The organism is Pseudonocardia sp., assembly GCF_050250275.1.
In the GTDB taxonomy this organism is placed as follows: domain Bacteria; phylum Actinomycetota; class Actinomycetes; order Mycobacteriales; family Pseudonocardiaceae; genus Pseudonocardia.
Map to the genome: position 1 here is coordinate 217,888 of NZ_JBFWOY010000006.1, position 15,533 is coordinate 233,420.

At 72.3% G+C, this 15,533-nt stretch carries 14 protein-coding genes; 6 read left to right on the forward strand and 8 right to left on the reverse strand.

Going from position 1 to position 15,533, the window contains the following annotated elements; genetic code table 11:
• Positions 1–22 precede the first annotated feature (22 nt).
• The 4 genes from hydA (at position 23) to AB7F12_RS08705 (ending at position 5,124) form a co-directional block, all read left to right on the forward strand.
• Entirely contained in the window at positions 23–1,450 is a 1,428-nt protein-coding gene (gene hydA / locus AB7F12_RS08690) for a dihydropyrimidinase (protein WP_428501363.1), read from the forward strand.
• Positions 1,451–1,495: 45 nt separating this feature from the next.
• Positions 1,496–2,737, forward strand: a complete 1,242-nt coding sequence (locus tag AB7F12_RS08695) for a Zn-dependent hydrolase (protein ID WP_428517894.1) — start codon at positions 1,496–1,498, stop codon at positions 2,735–2,737.
• A gap of 75 nt (positions 2,738–2,812) precedes the next feature.
• The gene (locus AB7F12_RS08700) at positions 2,813–4,216 is read left to right on the forward strand and encodes a uracil-xanthine permease family protein (protein ID WP_428501365.1); all 1,404 of its coding nucleotides are present in this window, start codon (positions 2,813–2,815) and stop codon (positions 4,214–4,216) included.
• Positions 4,217–4,452: 236 nt separating this feature from the next.
• A complete protein-coding gene (locus AB7F12_RS08705) occupies positions 4,453–5,124 on the forward strand; it encodes a GntR family transcriptional regulator (protein ID WP_428517210.1) in 672 nt (223 codons plus the stop codon).
• Positions 5,125–5,181: 57 nt separating this feature from the next.
• Here AB7F12_RS08705 and AB7F12_RS08710 read toward each other — a convergent pair whose 3' ends face one another.
• The 6 genes from AB7F12_RS08710 to AB7F12_RS08735 form a co-directional block, all read right to left on the reverse strand.
• Positions 5,182–5,766, reverse strand: a complete 585-nt coding sequence (locus tag AB7F12_RS08710) for an SDR family oxidoreductase (protein ID WP_428502300.1) — start codon at positions 5,764–5,766, stop codon at positions 5,182–5,184.
• A gap of 36 nt (positions 5,767–5,802) precedes the next feature.
• On the reverse strand, positions 5,803–6,957 hold the full coding sequence (locus AB7F12_RS08715) for an MFS transporter (RefSeq protein WP_428502301.1): 1,155 nt from the start codon (positions 6,955–6,957) through the stop codon (positions 5,803–5,805).
• 231 nt (positions 6,958–7,188) lie between these two features.
• Positions 7,189–8,592, reverse strand: a complete 1,404-nt coding sequence (locus AB7F12_RS08720) for a PLP-dependent aminotransferase family protein (protein WP_428517208.1) — start codon at positions 8,590–8,592, stop codon at positions 7,189–7,191.
• 113 nt (positions 8,593–8,705) lie between these two features.
• Entirely contained in the window at positions 8,706–10,115 is a 1,410-nt protein-coding gene (locus AB7F12_RS08725; RefSeq protein WP_428502303.1) for a WS/DGAT/MGAT family O-acyltransferase, read from the reverse strand.
• Between the two features lie 10 nt (positions 10,116–10,125).
• Positions 10,126–11,367, reverse strand: coding sequence for a class I SAM-dependent methyltransferase (locus AB7F12_RS08730; RefSeq protein ID WP_428502304.1), 1,242 nt, complete (start codon positions 11,365–11,367; stop codon positions 10,126–10,128).
• Between the two features lies 1 nt (position 11,368).
• Positions 11,369–12,751, reverse strand: a complete 1,383-nt coding sequence (locus AB7F12_RS08735) for an FAD-binding oxidoreductase (protein WP_428502305.1) — start codon at positions 12,749–12,751, stop codon at positions 11,369–11,371.
• Positions 12,752–12,896: 145 nt separating this feature from the next.
• Here AB7F12_RS08735 and AB7F12_RS08740 point away from each other — a divergent pair, with 145 nt between their 5' ends.
• Both AB7F12_RS08740 and AB7F12_RS08745 read left to right on the forward strand, forming a co-directional pair.
• Positions 12,897–13,532: a DUF47 domain-containing protein gene (locus tag AB7F12_RS08740; RefSeq protein WP_428502306.1), complete on the forward strand. Its 636-nt coding sequence runs from the start codon at positions 12,897–12,899 to the stop codon at positions 13,530–13,532.
• A gap of 1 nt (position 13,533) precedes the next feature.
• The gene (locus AB7F12_RS08745) at positions 13,534–14,529 is read left to right on the forward strand and encodes an anion permease (protein WP_428502307.1); all 996 of its coding nucleotides are present in this window, start codon (positions 13,534–13,536) and stop codon (positions 14,527–14,529) included.
• Between the two features lie 23 nt (positions 14,530–14,552).
• Here the strand turns inward: AB7F12_RS08745 and AB7F12_RS08750 are convergent, their stop codons facing one another.
• Both AB7F12_RS08750 and AB7F12_RS08755 read right to left on the reverse strand, forming a co-directional pair.
• Positions 14,553–15,398: a PPK2 family polyphosphate kinase gene (locus tag AB7F12_RS08750; protein ID WP_428502308.1), complete on the reverse strand. Its 846-nt coding sequence runs from the start codon at positions 15,396–15,398 to the stop codon at positions 14,553–14,555.
• A 9-nt stretch (positions 15,399–15,407) separates the two neighbouring features.
• On the reverse strand, positions 15,408–15,533 hold a 126-nt coding region (locus AB7F12_RS08755; RefSeq protein WP_428502309.1), incomplete at its 5' end, for an integrase core domain-containing protein.

The window sequence follows — 15,533 nt, forward strand, 5'->3', positions numbered from 1 at the left end:
AACCACGCCCAAGGAGGGTGAGATGTTCGATCTCCTCGTCAGGAACGGCACGCTGGTCACCGCGGAGGAGGTCTTCCCTGCGGATGTCGCGATCCGCGACGGGAAGATCGCGGAGGTCGGTGCGCCCGGCACCCTCGCCGGGGCCGTCGAGACCGTCGACGCCGACGGCCTGCTCGTACTCCCCGGGCTGATCGACCCGCACGTCCACTTCGGCCACCGCGTCCACCTGGACCACGGCTGGGTCGGCGCACTCGACGACATCGCCTCCGGCTCGGCGTTCGCGGCCGCCGGCGGCACCACCACCGCCATCGACTTCGCCGTCCAGCGCGAGACCGACGTCATGGACACCCTGGAGGCGCGCCGCACCGAGACCGAGGCCGGGGCGGTCATCGACTTCTCGCTGCACTCGGTGCTGACCGAGACCTCGACGGGCACCGTGGACCGGCTCCCGGAGCTGATCGAGGCCGGGTTCCCCACCTTCAAGCTGTACATGCTCTACAAAGCGCAGGGCCGGATGGGCGACGACGCGCTCCTGCTGGCCGCGCTCGACGCGTCGGCGAGCCGGGACGGCATGACCATCGTGCACGCGGAGAACGCCGCGATGATGGAGTTCAACGTCGCCCGCCTGGTCGCCGAGGGCCGGACCTCGGCCCTCGACTTCGCGCGGACGAAGCCCAACATCGCCGAGGCCGAGGCCATCAACCGCGCCCTGTTCCTCGCCGAGCAGACGGGCGGCAGCATCTACGTCTTCCACACCTCGACACGCGAGGGTGTCGAGCTGATCCGGCAGGCGCAGGCGCGCGGGGTCGCGGCCTTCGCCGAGACCTGCCCCCACTACCTGACGCTCACCGAGGACGTCCTCGCCGGGCCCGAGGGGCACCGGATGCTGTGCAGCCCGCCGCTGCGCACGGCCGCGGACGCCGACGCCCTGTGGCGGGCCCTGGCCGACGGGGTGATCCAGGTCGTCAGCTCCGACCACTGCGGGTACGGCACGGCGGTCAAGGACCTCGGCCGCGACGACTTCCGCCGCGGCGCGAACGGGCTCCCGGGCGCGGGACTGCGCCTGCCGCTCGTGCACACCCACGGTGTGCGGGCCGGACGGCTCGGCCTGACCGAGATGGTCGCGGTCCTGAGCACCAACGCCGCCCGCCTGTTCGGGTTCGCGCCCGCCAAGGGGACGATCACCCCCGGTGCCGACGCCGACCTGGTCCTGTTCGACCCGGAGCGCGAGTGGGTCGTGCGGGCGGCGGAGCTGGACTCGCCGGTCGACTGGTCGCCCTACGAGGGCATGCCGCTGACCGGTTGGACGGTCATGACCCTCTCCCGCGGTGAGGTCGTCGCCGAGAACGGCAAGTGCGTGGCGACGCCCGGGCGTGGGCGGGTCGTCCACCGCGCCGTGTCCGGGCTGGCCGCGTTCGGCCCCGCCGGCGCACCCCGCACGTCCTCCTGAACGCCCGGCGTCGCCGGGTCACAGCAACGAGAGAGGTGAGCTCCGGTGAGAGAGCGCATCGAGAACTTCGAGCACGACGTCGCGACGATGCTCGACCAGCTCTACGCGCTGGGTGCGCATCCCGACGGCGGGACCTACCGGTCGTTGTACGACCCGGCCTGGACCCGGGCGCAGGAGCTGATCACGAGCTGGATGGTCGAACGCGGCCTCGACGTGCGCGTCGACCCGGTGGGCAACGTCGTCGGGCGCCTGCGGGGCAGCGGTGACGGGCCCGTCGTCGCCACCGGGTCGCACATGGACACCGTCAGGAACGGCGGCCGGCTCGACGGCGCCTACGGGGTCGTCGGCGGCATCCTCGCCCTGGGCGCGCTGGCACGGTCGGCGGGCACACCCACCCGCACCCTCGAGGTCATCGCCTTCTGCGAGGAGGAGGGCAGCCGCTTCACCAACCACTACTGGGGGTCCCGGTCCATCGTCGGGCTGACCGACGAGCGGGAGGCCGACCGCAGCGTCGACAAGGCCGGGACGTCGCTGGCCGAGGCCATGCGTGACCAGGGGCTCGACCCCGGGGCCATCGGGGCGGCCCGGCGTGACGACATCGGCCACTTCCTCGAGCTGCACGTCGAGCAGGGCGGGATCCTCGAGAGCGAGGGGCTCGACCTGGCCCTGGTCACCGCGATCACCGGGATCACCCGCTGGGACGTCGTCGTCACCGGGGAGGCCAACCACGCCGGGACCACCCCGATGAACCTGCGGCACGACGCGCTGGCCGGCGCGGCCGAGATGGTGTCCGCCGTCGAGACGGCCGCCCTGCACGCCGGGGCTCCCGCGGTCGCCACGGTGGGTCGGCTGTCGGTCGTCCCCGACCAGATCAACGTGGTCCCCGGAAAGGTCGTCCTCACCGTCGAGCTCCGGACCCCCGACCGCGAGCAGCAGGTCTCGGCAGGCAAGGCGATCGAGACCGCCCTCGTCGAGATCGCGGCCCGCCGCGGACTCGGGATCGACCTGGACCTCCAGCACGACCACGAACCGGTACCGATGAGCCCCGACGTGATGGAGGCGGTCCGGGCGACGCTGGACGAGAGCGGGCTCCCGTACCGGCGGCTGTCGAGCGGGGCCGGCCACGACACCCAGCTGATGTCCCGGGTCGCGAACGTCGGCATGATCTTCACCTCCTCCCGGGGCGGCATCAGCCACTCCCCGCTGGAGGACACCGACCCGCGCGCGCTCGGCGCGGGCGTGGCTGTCCTGGCCGGTGCCCTGCGGCGGCTCGCCTACGGCAGCTGACCGCTGCCGACAGTGCCCGCCGGGCGTTCACCCGCGCCCGATGCCCCACGCCGTACTGCTCTCGAGGATGGTCGGATGTCGCTCGGATGGAAGATCCACGCGGACGGCAGGTCGCTCGCTCCGGGTGGCTCGGTGGCCCACGACGAACGCCTGACGTGGCCGAGGACGTTCGGTCTCGCCGTGCAGCACGTCGGCGCCATGTTCGGGCCCACGTTCGTGGTGCCCCTCCTGATGGGCCTCGACGCCAGGCTCGCGGTGATGATGAGCGGCGTCACCACCATCATGTTCCTGCTCGTGGTGCGGGGCAGGGTTCCCGCCTACGTCGGCACGAGCGGGGCGTTCGTCGGCGCGGTCGCCGTCGTCCGGTCCCAGCCCGGAGCCGGGTCGGCCGAGGTCACCGGAGCCGTCCTGGTCGCCGGGGTGGTTCTCGTCCTGGCGGGGCTCCTCGTCCACCACGCGGGGGCGGGCGTGGTCAACCGGGTCCTGCCGCCCGTGGTGACCGGGGCCATCCTGGTAATGATCGGCTTCAACCTCGCCCCGGTCGTCGCCGACACCTACTGGCCGCAGGACCAGTGGGTGGCCCTCACGGTCATGGTCGTGACGATGGTCTGCGCGATCGCGCTCCGCGGGTTCCTCGGTCGGATCGCGATCTTCCTCGGCCTGGTCCTCGGCTACGTCCTGTCCTGGGTGCTCGATCGCGTCCTGGGGCCAATCACGTCCTACGACCCCGGTGTCGGCCGGGTCCTCACCCATCCGCGTGTCGACTGGGCGCAGGTGCGCGAGGCCGACTGGATCGGGCTGCCCTCCGCGACACGGCTCGCGGCCGACGGGCACGAGATCGTCGGTTGGCACCTGCCGTCCTTCTCCGTCGCGGCGATTCTGGTGATGATGCCGGCGACCGTCGCGGTCGCCGCCGGAGTGATCGGACACGTGAAGGCGATCGGCGAGGCCACCGGCACCGACCTCGACCCGCTGATGGGGCGCTCGGTCGTGGCCATCGGGCTCGGTACGGCGGTCGCCGGCTCGGTCGGTGGCTCACCCGTCACCACCTACGGGGAGAACATCGGCGTGATGGCAGCCACCCGGGTGTTCTCCTCGGCCACGTTCCACCTCGCCGGCGCCGTGGCGATCCTGTTCGGGTTCTGCCCGAAGTTCGGCGCGCTCTTCGCCGCGCTGCCCGGGGGTGTGATGGCAGGCAGCACCGTCATCCTCTACGGCATGATCGGCCTGCTCGGGGCACAGATCTGGAAGGAGAACGGGGTCGACTTCGGCGACCTCGCCAACATGGTGCCGGCGTCCGCGGGCGTGATCATCGGGATCGGCGACACGAGCCTGCGGATCAGCGACTCGTTCGCGCTCGGCGGGATCGCACTCGGGACGATCGTCGTCATCCTCGGTCATCACCTGTGTCGCGCCCTCACCCCACGCGGGCCGCGGGCGGGGGCCGGCGACGAGCACCTGCCGCGGATCCTCCGCTGACGTCCGCCCGGCGAACGGGAACGGCCGCCTGACCCGACGACCGGGAACGGCTGCCCCGACGCCGTGCCGGCAACGCGACCGCCACCCGGTTCCCGCCCGCTCGGCGGTGCTCACCTGCCCGGTGCCCGGCAGTTGGGCGAGCCGTCGGCCGGCGCTCGCTCCCGTACAATCGGTGCGGGCGGTCGCACGTCGTCCGAGGTGGGTGTGTGGCGGTTCGACAGCACGACGGGGGCACCATGGCTGCGTCCAACGGGGTGTATCGGCACGAGGTCCCGCTCGCCGAGATCGTGGGCGAACGGATCCGCAGCCGCATCCTGAGCGGCGTGTTCCTGCCCGGGTCGAGGCTGGTCGAGCGGGACCTCGCAGCGGAGTTCGAGGTCTCCCGGTCGCCGGTGCGCGAGGCCCTGCGCAACCTGGACAAGGAAGGGCTCGTCGAGAAGCTGCCGACGCGGGGAATCATCGTCAAGGAGCTGACCCGGCGCGAGGTGTCGGAGATCTTCGACATTCGCGAGGCCCTCGAAGGGATGGCGTCGAAGGCCGCAGCGCAGCGGATCGCCGACGGCGAGGCGAGCAACCTGCGCCAGCTCGTCGAGCAGTCACGCGCCGCGCTCGACGCGGGCGATCTCGACGCCGTGCGCGAGTCGAACTGGGGCTTCCACGACGAGATCATCGCGTTCTCCGACAACCACATCCTGCAGCAGATGCTCACCCCGCTGATGGGCCGGCTGCACTGGATCCTGCGCCAGGTCACCGACTTCGAGCGGATCGAGGTCGATCACCTGCGCCTCGCGGCGGCGATCGAGTCGGGGTACCCGGACATCGCCGCGGCCGAGGCGCAGCAGCACGTCCGGACCTATCGCGCCATCACCGTCGAGCACCTGTTCGGCGACGTCCTGCCCGCGTCCTGAGCGACGGACCGTGCCGGTCCCGGGCCACGAGCGACCCGGGACCGGCAGCGGTGTCGGTCAGTCGACGATGGTGACGACCCCGCTGTCCGCGCCGAGGACCGCGACAGTGCGGGCCGCGGCGCGGTCGATGTGCACGCGCGGCTCGGCTGGGACGCCGTCCTCGTTGTAGGTGCCGGGGCCGTAGAACTGTCCGTAGCTCAGGACGACCCCGCCCTCGGCCAGCACCGACGACTCCAGCTGTTCGACCGCGACGGCGTCGGGCCCGTCGGGCAGCGTCCAGGCGACGGTCTGGGCGAGGATCCGCGGCGACCCCGCGGCCCGGGCGGCGTCGATGATGTTCTGGTTGCCCTCGGTGCGGATGCGTGCGTTGAGATCGCCGAACTCGGCGATCCGGTTCACGTCGTCGGGCAGGTCCGTCAGCTCGTTGAGGACGATGTCGGGGCGGAACTCGACGACGGCGGCGATGAGCGCGTCGCGGTCGAAGACGTCGACGACGACCGGTTGCGCACCGAGGTCGGCGACCTGCTGGGCCTTGCCCGGCGAGCGGGTCATTCCGGCGACGACGTGGCCTGCCCCGACGAGCAGCGGGACGAGCCGCCGGCCGATGACGCCGGTCGCGCCGGCGAGGAAGATTCTGGACATGGTGTTCCTTTCCCGAAGGGTGGGGGGTGTGGGGGCTCAGCCGCGGCGGGCGGGTCGGGTGCGGGCGACGAGGCCGGCGACGGCGAGCAGGATCGTGAGGGCGGTGTAGCCGACGACCACCGGGATCTCACCGAGAGGCCCGGCGAGCCGGCCCTCGACCACGATCGGTACCCCGAACGCGGTGTAGGCGACGAGATAGACGGCGGCCACGATCCCGGCGCGCTCGTGCGGCGCGACCAGTGGGATCACCAGTTGCAACGCGGCGGTGAACGCGGATCCGAACCCGATGCCGGCGACCGCCTGCCCCACGATCATGAGGGCCAGGCTCCCGGCGAGGACGCCGCCGATGATGCCCACGGCCCCGAGGACCGAGGCGTGGATGCCGATGGTCATCGCCCGCCGGGGCGAGATCGTGGCGGTGAGGAGCCCGACGACGGTGGCGACCGCGGGCGCGACGAACCCGGCGAGGCCGCCGAGGAACGCGCTGTCGAGACCGAAGACGGTGCGGACCATGTTCGGGGCCAGTCCCCCGGACAGCCCCGCGAGCATCCATGCCGCCGCGACCACGGGGGCGCAGGCGTAGAACTCGCGGCGGGCCGCCGCGGGCACGACGATCCGGGGGGCCAGCGACCGGACCGACCCGGGGCCGGGGGTCACGGTCTCGTTCGACGCCAGCACCGTGACCCCGCCGAGCACGGTGAGCGCGATGAGCACGACGAAGATGATCGTGTTGGCCGCCGGGGTCAGCTCGACGGCCAGCCCGGCCAGGAGCGAGCCGACGGCCAGTCCCCCGGTGAGGCTGACGCTCGCGAGGATCGCGCCGATCCGCTTCCTGCCCTCGGGTGCGAACTCGACGATCGCGGCCGTGAACGCCGACGTGGCGGCGCCGCTCGCGATGCCCTGCACCACCCGGCCGGCGACGACCCAGCCGATGTCGGTGCCGACGAGGAACAACACGTTGGACAGCAGCTGGACGACGAGTGCCGCCACCAGCACCGGGCGGCGGCCGACGTGGTCCGACAGCGAGCCCAGGGTGAGTGTGGCGACGAGGAACCCGGCGGCGTACACGGCGAACGCGACCGTGAGCAGCTCCGGCGCGAAGCCGAAGTCGTGTTCGTAGGTCACCAGGAGGGGGGTGAGCGCCCCGGCTCCCAGGTAGAGGCTCATGAAGGCGACGGACGCGCCCACCATGGCCACCCCGGCCGGCAGTCCCCGACGTGTCGCGGGGCTCGCACCGTGGGCCGGTACTCGGACGGAAGACACGGGACGCTCCTTCGGCTGCGACGAGGTCGGGCCCTCGTTGTCTTCACGCTAACGAGAGTTGGTCTCCTTCCTCGGTCCAATTCAGCCGCGAGAGCTCGGACCACTTCGACCGTCCGGTGCCGCGTCGACGTCCGGTGCCGCGTCGACGACGGCTCCGGATCACAGCAGCGGAGGCAGGGCGCGCGACAACGCCCGCAGCGCCCCGGGCCACGCGCTGTCGGAGACATTGGAGAAGTTCACGACCAGCGCGTCGCCCCACGACGGACGGCCGCCCGCCGCGGGGTGGCGGAACTCCGTCAGGCCGCTGACGACCAGGCCCTGCCGCCCGGCGGCCCGCAGTACCCGTGACTCCGTCCCGGCAGGCAACGCGAACACCGCCTGCAGCCCCGCCGCCATCCCGATGACCTGCACCGACGGTGCGACCCGCGCGAGCGTCTCGATGAGCTCGCCACGACGACGCCGGAACTTCTGCCGTCTGCCGCGGACATGCCGGTCGAACGCCCCGGACGCGAGGAACTCGGCGAACACGAGCTGGTCCAGCGCGCTCACCGTGTCGACCCGCCCCTTGGCCTGCGCGACTGCCGCCAGCAGCCGGCCCGGCACCACCACCCACCCCAGCCGCAACGCCGGCGCCACGGCCTTGCTGGCCGTCCCGAAGTACGCCACGTGGTCGGGGTCGAGACCCTGCAGCGCCCCGACCGGCCTGCGGTCGTAGCGGAACTCGCCGTCGTAGTCGTCCTCCAGGACGACACCACCCGTGCTGCGGGCCCAGTCGACGACAGCGGTCCGCCGCTGCGCGGACAGGGCGTACCCCGTCGGGAACTGGTGCGCCGGGGTGAGCAGGACGGCGGCGGCCCCGGCGACGTCGTGCAGCTGCCCGACCCGGGCACCGGCCTCGTCGACCTCGACGGGCCGGGTGTCGAGACCGGCGTCGGACAGCACCCCCCGGTAGATGTCGAGGCCGTACTCCTCGACCGCCACCGTGGCGGCGCCCCGCGTGCCCAGCGCGCGTGCGAGTACCCCCAGCCCGTGGTGGAAGCCCGAGGTGATGACGATGTGTGCCGGGTCGGCGTGGATCCCCCGGGCGCGGGCGAGGTACTCGGCGAGCGCGGTGCGCAGCTCCGGGCGGCCGAGCGGATCGCCGTAGCCGTAGGTGCTGTGCGGCGCGGTCGCGAACGCGCGGCGCGCGGCGGCCAGCCAGGGCCCGCGCGGGAACTCGGCGTAGTCCTCGGCGCCGGGCTGCAGCCCGCGTGAGGGCTGCGCCCGTGCGGGCCGCCGTGGTGCGGCCGTCGCGTCCGGGCGCGACGGCACGCGCGCGGCGACGCGGGTGCCCGAGCCGGGCCGGGCGGTGAACCATCCCTCCTCGATCAGAGCGCCGTAGCACTCGGTGACCGTGCTCCGGGCGATCCCGAGATCGGCGGCCAGGGTCCTCGTCGGGGGCAGGCGGGTGCCGGGCGCGAGTCGCCCGGACCGGACCGCGTCACGGAGGGCATCGGTCAGGCCCGCCCGCAGGCGCGGGCCCCGGAGCTCGAGGTGGAGGTCGACCCCCGCGTCCGGAACCACGTCGCGACGCGATGTGGTCCGACGTTCCGCCATGGAACCGGACCCTACATACCGGCCATCGCCCACCCCGCCGGCGAGTTCGGGGCCACCGGGGTCGTCGTCGGGGGCGTGGGCTACTCCAGGAGCTCTGCCAGCGCCGAGTTCATCGCCTCGGCGAGGACGTCGACGTCGGGCATCGTGTCCCGGTCGGCGTTGAGGCCGTAACAGACCGAGCCGCCGTAGGACGTCACGCCGATCCCGACGGCCTGCCCCTTCGCGAGCGGCACCACCGGGAACAGGTCCTGCAGCCGTGCACCCATCGCGTAGAGCGGGCGCGGCGGGCCCGGCACGTTGGTGACCAGCACGTTGAACAGCCGGCTCGACAGGCGGCTGGTCAGCTTGGCGCCCATGCTGTGCAGCGGCGGCGACATCAGCCCGGCGAGGCCGACCAGCGCGGTCGGCGCCGCGTCGTGCGCGCCCCGTTTCCGGGCCTGCATCTGCTCGGCGACGCGCTGCAGCCGCGCGGCCGGCTCGTCGAGCCCGACGGGCAGGTCGACGAAGTAGGCCGAGATCCGGTTGCCGCCCGACGTCTCCCCCGCGTCGCGGCGGCGCCGCACGCTCACCGGGACCATCGCCCTGATCGTCGTGTCGGGGTGCAGCGCCTCGCCGCGCGTCATCAGCCAGTAGCGCAGCGCGCCGCACACCACGGCGAGGACGACGTCGTTGACGGTGCCGGCCCCGCCGCCGCAGTGGGCCCGGCGCGCGGCGCGGTGCCCGGCCAGCGATGTGCGCGCCATCGAGTAGCGACGCTGCTCGCCGATCGGGCGGTTGAGGGCGTCGAGGGGGCCCGACGCCTGCGCGGCGCCGCGGGTGGCCGCGGCCAGGCCCGACATCGTGCGGCCCACGGTGGCCACGGCCGCACGCAGGTCGGCCGCCGCGCGGGTGGCCGCGTCCAGCGCGCCGCGCGGGCGGCGCAGGTTCTCCATGACCGCCGAGGCCGCCAGCTCGATCCCCGACGGCTCCCGCTCGGGCACCCACTCGTCGTCGGGCACCTCGCGCGGTTGCGGTGTGCGGTCGAGCAGCAGCGCCCCGATGTCCATCGACGCGACACCGTCGACCATCGCGTGGTGGGTCTTGGTGACCAGCGCGAACCGCCCACCCGACACCCCCTCGACGACGTAGATCTCCCACAGCGGGCGGTCCCGGTCCAGGCGCCTGCTCAGCAGCCGCCCGACCAGCTCGCGCAGCGCGTCGTCGGTGCCCGGCGCGGGCAGCGCGGAGCGCCTGATGTGGTAGCTGAGGTCGAAGTCCGGGTCGTCGACCCAGACCGGCAGCCCCAGCCGTCCCGGCACCTCGCGCACCCGCTGCCGGTACCGCGGCACGAGCGACAACCTGCTGCCGACGAGCCGGACGAACGCGTCGACGTCGAACTCCGACCCGTCCGCCGGCGGCAGGAAGGTCATCACGCCGCCGACGTGCATGCCCGTCGTCGGCTGTTCCATGTAGAGGAAGGACGCGTCCAGCGGGGACAGTCGGTCCGGCACGATCACCAGCCTACGAGGCCGACCTCCAACCGCGGAGCGGGAACCCGGACCGTCCGTGCTCGCCCAGCTTGACGCCCAGCACCTGGTGGAGCTGGATGTTGTCGCGGGCGAAGCCGAGCCTGCTCGCGGCCATGTAGAGCCGCCACACCCGGGCACGTTCCAGGCCGACCTCGGCCACCGCCTCGTCCCAGTGCGCCTCCAGGTTGTCGCCCCACCCGGCGAGCGTCTTGGCGTAGTGCTCGCGCAGGTTCTCCTCGTGCCGGATCTCGAACCCGTTGTCGTTCATCGCGGTGATGATCGTCCCGACGGTCTCGAGCTGGCCGTCGGGGAACACGTAGCGGGCGATGAAGGGGTCGAGACTGCGCTGCGGGGTGGTGAAGGGGTGGGTGATGCTGTGGTTGAGCAGCCGCCCCTCGGGGCGCACCTTCGAGGACAGGAAGCGGAAGTACGACGGCAGCTGCGCCTTGCCGATGTGCTCGGTGAGCCCGATCGAGCTGACCGCGTCGAACCCGGACTCCTGCACGTCGCGGTAGTCGAGGTGGCGCACCTCGGCGAGGTGGGCCAGGCCCTGACGCTCGATCTCGGCCTGCGCCCACTCCGCCTGGTTGCGCGAGAGCGTGACCCCGAGCGCGCGCACGCCGTGGTGGGTGGCCGCGTGGCGGACCATGCCGCCCCAGCCGCAGCCGACGTCGAGCAGCCGCATCCCGGGCTGCAGGTCGAGCTTCTGCGCGACGAGCTCGTACTTGGCCTCCTGGGCCTGCTCGAGCGTCGAGGTGTCGGTCGGGTAGCAGGCACACGTGTAGGTCATCGACGGCCCGAGGACCCACTCGTAGAAGCGGTTCGACACGTCGTAGTGGTGGGAGATGGCCTGGCTGTCGCGGAACTTCGAGTGCAGCCGCCCCCGTGGCCGCGCCTCGATCGCCGGCGCCGGCCTGCGGTGGCGCAGCCACACCGGCGCGAGGTCCCGGACGATCCGGAACTGCTCGCCGCGCGGGATGCCCTGCAACGCGACGTCGGCGAGCGCGTCGAGCGCGGTGTAGAGGTCGCCCTCGACCTCGATCTCACCGGTCACGTACGCGCGCGCGAGCCCGAGCGTGCCGGGCGCGGAGACCAACCGCGCCAGCGCCGCCGGGGACTCCACGCGCAACGCGACGTCGCTGTCGTCCGGGCCGGTCTTGCTGCCGTCGTAGGCGACGATCCGGATGCGCGCGTCGCGCCCGATGATCCTGCCGAGGATGTCGGCCACCCTCATGTCACCCCACCACCTTCGAGTAGAGACCCGGCAGCCGCCCGGCCGGGTCGTAGCGGTCCTTCACGGCGCGGTAGGCGTCGCCGTTGTAGCGGCGCCAGAACTCGTCCTCGCCGTAGTGCACCGTGGAGTACAGGGACTTGTGCCCGCCCAGCTCGGCGACCAGCTCCTCGACGAGCCGGTTGTGGGCGTCGGGCCGTCCGGGCACCTCGTCGACGGTCGACCAGAAGCCGACGTTGACGTAGAGCCGGCCGGCCTCCATCGGGTAGAGCGGCCACTCGCGCTTGCCGCGCAGCCGGATCGGGCACAGCCACACCGGCGAGATGCCGACGTCGCGGTGGAAGACCTCCAGGAACCGGTCCAGGTTCTCGACCGGGATCTCGACGTCCTGGACGACCATCTCCTGGCGCGGCGAGTGTGTCAGGTCGCTGATCCGGTTGGTGATGCCGTGTCGCTGGTCGAGCGCGACGAGCCGGCGGTAGACGTCGGAACGCCGGTAGCGGCGCGGCCAGACCCTGCGCACCAGTGGGTTCTGCACGCCGAACGCGCGCGAGCACCAGAACCAGTCGGTGTCCCAGCGCCAGATGTAGTCGCGGGTGGTGAGGTGGTCGACCGGGCGCTGTTGCAGCGACCGGTAGAAGACCTGCTGTCCGGTGTAGTCGGAGACCTGGGCACCCGGCATCGGCTCGTCGACGAACCGGCCGACGGTCACGTACTGCTCGCCGCCGGCGAAGACGGTGCCGTCGACGAAGTCGATGCCGGCGCCCGCGCCGTCGAGGTCGCAGAGCCGTTCGATCGCGGCGGCGGCCTCGGTGGCGGTGCCGAAGCGGTGGTGGGTCAGCCGCACGAACGGTGCGACCGGCTGCAGCTCGATCCGCAGCCGCAGGGTGTAGCCGAGCGTGCCGTAGGAGTTGGGGAAGGTGGCGTAGAGGTCGGCGTGCTCGCCGTCGGGCCTGGCGGTGACGACGTCGCCGGACCCGGTCAGCAGGTCCATCTCCAGCACCGACTCGTGCGGCAGCCCGTGGCGGAACGACGTCGACTCGATCCCCAGCCCGGCGACGGCACCACCGAGGGTGATCGTCTTGAGCTGCGGGACGACCAGCGGCATCAGCCCGTGGGCCAGGGTCGCGTCGACGAGGTCCTCGTAGGTCGTCATGCCCTGGACGTCGGCGGTCCGGGCCACGGGGTCGACATCGATCACACTTGTGAGCCGCGACGTGTCCAGGAGACGGACGTCGGGGCGCGAACCACCGAAACGGAACAAGTTCGACGACGGCTTCCCGAGCCGGACCCGCTGGCCCGGCGGCACCGCCCGGTAGCGTTCGACCAGGTCAGCTACGGCGTCGGCATGATCGGACCGGCCGGCCGACGCCACGCTGGAGTTCATGTCGGGGACGCTAATCGGCAATCGCCGCCGGTGCACGCCCCTTCCGCGTTCTGCGACGTCACAGGCCGTACACGCGTGGCGTCCGCCACCGTCGCCCGGGGTACCTGCCCGGAGCGCGCCGACACGGCACCGGTAGAACGCTCACATGGCGTTCCGGTTGACACCACATGAACGAGGGTTCTACCCGTTGTTCACGCGCGCGGCGGAGAACATCGTCGCGGCGGCCGAGGGACTGGCCGAACTGGTCGCCGCGGATCCCGCGGACCGGCCACCGCTCGCGGCCCGGGTGAAGGACCTCGAACACGCGGGCGACGACCTGACCCACGAGATCATGGTGAAGCTGAACTCCGTCTTCGTGACACCGTTCGACCGCGAGGACATCTACCGGCTCGCCTCCTCGCTCGACGACGTCCTCGACGCGATGGAGGAGGCCGCCGACCGGATCGTGCTCTACCGGCTCGACGAGCTCCCCAAGGGCATCTCCGTGCAGACCGACGTGCTGCTGCGCGCCGCGATCTCGACCGCCGCGGCCATGCCCGGCCTGGAGAAGCTGGAGTCGCTGCGCGAGTACTGGGTCCACGTCAACTCACTCGAGGACGAGGGCGACGCCGCCTACCGCTCGTTGCTGCGCGACCTGCTCGCCCCCGACGACGACGTCACCCCGCTCGACGTCCTCACGGTGCTGAAGATCAAGGAAGTCGTCGAGACCCTCGAGGAGGCCGCGGACGCGTTCGAGACGGTGGCCAACACCGTCGAGAGCATCGCCGTCAAGGAGGCCTGAGGTGGAGTTCGCGCTCATCCTCGTGGTCATCGTCGTCGCACTGGGTTTCGACTACACCAACGGTTTCCACGACGCCGCCAACGCCATCGCCACCTCGGTGTCGACGCGGGCGCTGTCCCCGCGCGCGGCCCTGATCATGGCCGCCGTCATGAACCTCGCCGGTGCGTTCCTGGGCACCGCGGTGGCCTCGACCGTCGGCAAGGGGATCATCTCCGCCCCCGAGGGCACGGCCGGGCTCGTCGTCGTGCTCGCGGCGCTGATCGGTGCCATCGCGTGGAACCTGATCACGTGGTGGTTCGGGATGCCGTCGTCGTCGTCGCACGCGCTGATCGGCGGCCTCGTCGGCGCCGCGCTGGCCTCGGCGGGCACGGTGCAGTGGGCGGGCGTGCTGGAGAAGGTCGTCATCCCCATGATCGTGTCGCCGATCGTCGGGTTCGCCCTGGCCGGGCTGGTGATGATCGGGCTGCTGTGGCTGTTCAAGGACGCGCGCCCCAACCGGGTCTCCCGCGGGTTCCGGCACGCCCAGACGGTGTCGGCAGCGGCGATGGCGCTCGGGCACGGCCTGCAGGACGCGCAGAAGACGATGGGCGTGATCGTGCTGGCCCTCGTCGTCGGCGGCTACCACGAGGGCTTCGACATCCCGTGGTGGGTGATCCTGGTGTCGGCGGGTGCGCTCTCGGCGGGCACCGCGGCGGGCGGCTGGCGCATCATGCGCACCCTGGGCAGGCGGATCATCGACCTGGACCCGCCGCGCGGGTTCGCCGCCGAGGCCACCGCGTCGGCCGTGCTGTACACCACGGCGTTCGCCTTCGCCGCACCCATCTCGACGACGCAGACGATCACGTCGTCGATCCTGGGGGTCGGGGCGACCAAACGCCTGTCCGCGGTGCGCTGGAACGTCGCGGGCAACATCGTCGTCGCCTGGGTGCTGACGCTGCCCATGGCCGCGCTGATGGCCGCGCTGTCGTACTGGGTGCTGCACTTCTTGCTGCTCTGAGCCCCGGCTCCGCACCGCGCGCGTCAGACCGCGGCGCGCACCCTGGCCTTCTCCGCCTCGACGTCGAAGTCGGCGGGCGGGTACCGGGGGTCGATCGCGTCGAGGGTCTCGGCCAGCAGCGCCGCGACCGCCCAGTTGCGGTACCACTTGCGGTCGGACGGGACGACGTACCAGGGCGCGGCGTCGGTGTCGCAGTGGCTGAGCGCGTCGGCGTAGGCGGCCTGGTAGTCGGTCCACCTGGCGCGCGCGTCGAGGTCGCCGGGGTTGTACTTCCAGTGCTTCTGCGGGTCGTCCAGGCGGTCCGCGAGCCGCTCGGCCTGGGCCTGCGGCGAGATGTGCAGCATGCACTTCACGATCGCGACGCCCTGCTCGTCGAGCTCGGCCTCGAACGCGTTGATGCGTTCGTAGCGGCTGCGCCACTCCGCCTCGGGGACCAGCCCGTCGACGCGCACCACGAGCACGTCCTCGTAGTGGCTGCGGTCGAACACGCCGATCATCCCGGCGCCCGGGACCTGCCGGCGGATGCGCCACAGGAAGTCGTGCGCCAGCTCCTCGGGGGTGGGCCGCTTGAACGAGGCGATGTGCAGGCCCTGCGGGTTGACCAGCCCGGCGACGTGACGGATCACCCCGCCCTTGCCCGAGGTGTCCATGCCCTGCAGGACGAGCAGCACCGCGCGCGGGCTCGACCCGCCCACCGCGCCGGCGTAGAGGGCCTCCTGACGGGCGTCGAGGCGGACGGCCAGGTCGGCCAACGCGGCCTCGGCCTTGGCCTTCGGGCCGACGGGCCTGCCGGCAGGGTCGATCGCGGACAGGTCGACTCCGCCGCGGGGCACCCGGAAGACCTCACGCGCGGCCCGCTTCTTCGCCATCCGCGCACCCTAGGTGTACTGCTCGGTGACGTTGGTGCAGCGGGTGATCGGGGGCTGGTTACCGAGCGCGGTGTGAGGCCGGTGATGGTTGTAGTGGTGCAGCCATGCTGGCAGCGCCTTGCGGCGTGCGCGTTC

Excerpts from the sequence above, each read along its gene's own strand:
- hydA (WP_428501363.1), top strand. The coding sequence starts at position 23 with ATGTTCGATCTCCTCGTCAGGAACGGCACGCTGGTCACCGCGGAGGAG.
- AB7F12_RS08700 (WP_428501365.1), top strand. The coding sequence starts at position 2,813 with ATGTCGCTCGGATGGAAGATCCACGCGGACGGCAGGTCGCTCGCTCCG.
- AB7F12_RS08705 (WP_428517210.1), top strand. The coding sequence starts at position 4,453 with ATGGCTGCGTCCAACGGGGTGTATCGGCACGAGGTCCCGCTCGCCGAG.
- AB7F12_RS08710 (WP_428502300.1), bottom strand. The coding sequence starts at position 5,766 with ATGTCCAGAATCTTCCTCGCCGGCGCGACCGGCGTCATCGGCCGGCGG.
- AB7F12_RS08715 (WP_428502301.1), bottom strand. The coding sequence starts at position 6,957 with ATGGTGGGCGCGTCCGTCGCCTTCATGAGCCTCTACCTGGGAGCCGGG.
- AB7F12_RS08730 (WP_428502304.1), bottom strand. The coding sequence starts at position 11,367 with ATGAGGGTGGCCGACATCCTCGGCAGGATCATCGGGCGCGACGCGCGC.
- AB7F12_RS08735 (WP_428502305.1), bottom strand. The coding sequence starts at position 12,751 with ATGAACTCCAGCGTGGCGTCGGCCGGCCGGTCCGATCATGCCGACGCC.
- AB7F12_RS08740 (WP_428502306.1), top strand. The coding sequence starts at position 12,897 with ATGGCGTTCCGGTTGACACCACATGAACGAGGGTTCTACCCGTTGTTC.
- AB7F12_RS08750 (WP_428502308.1), bottom strand. The coding sequence starts at position 15,398 with ATGGCGAAGAAGCGGGCCGCGCGTGAGGTCTTCCGGGTGCCCCGCGGC.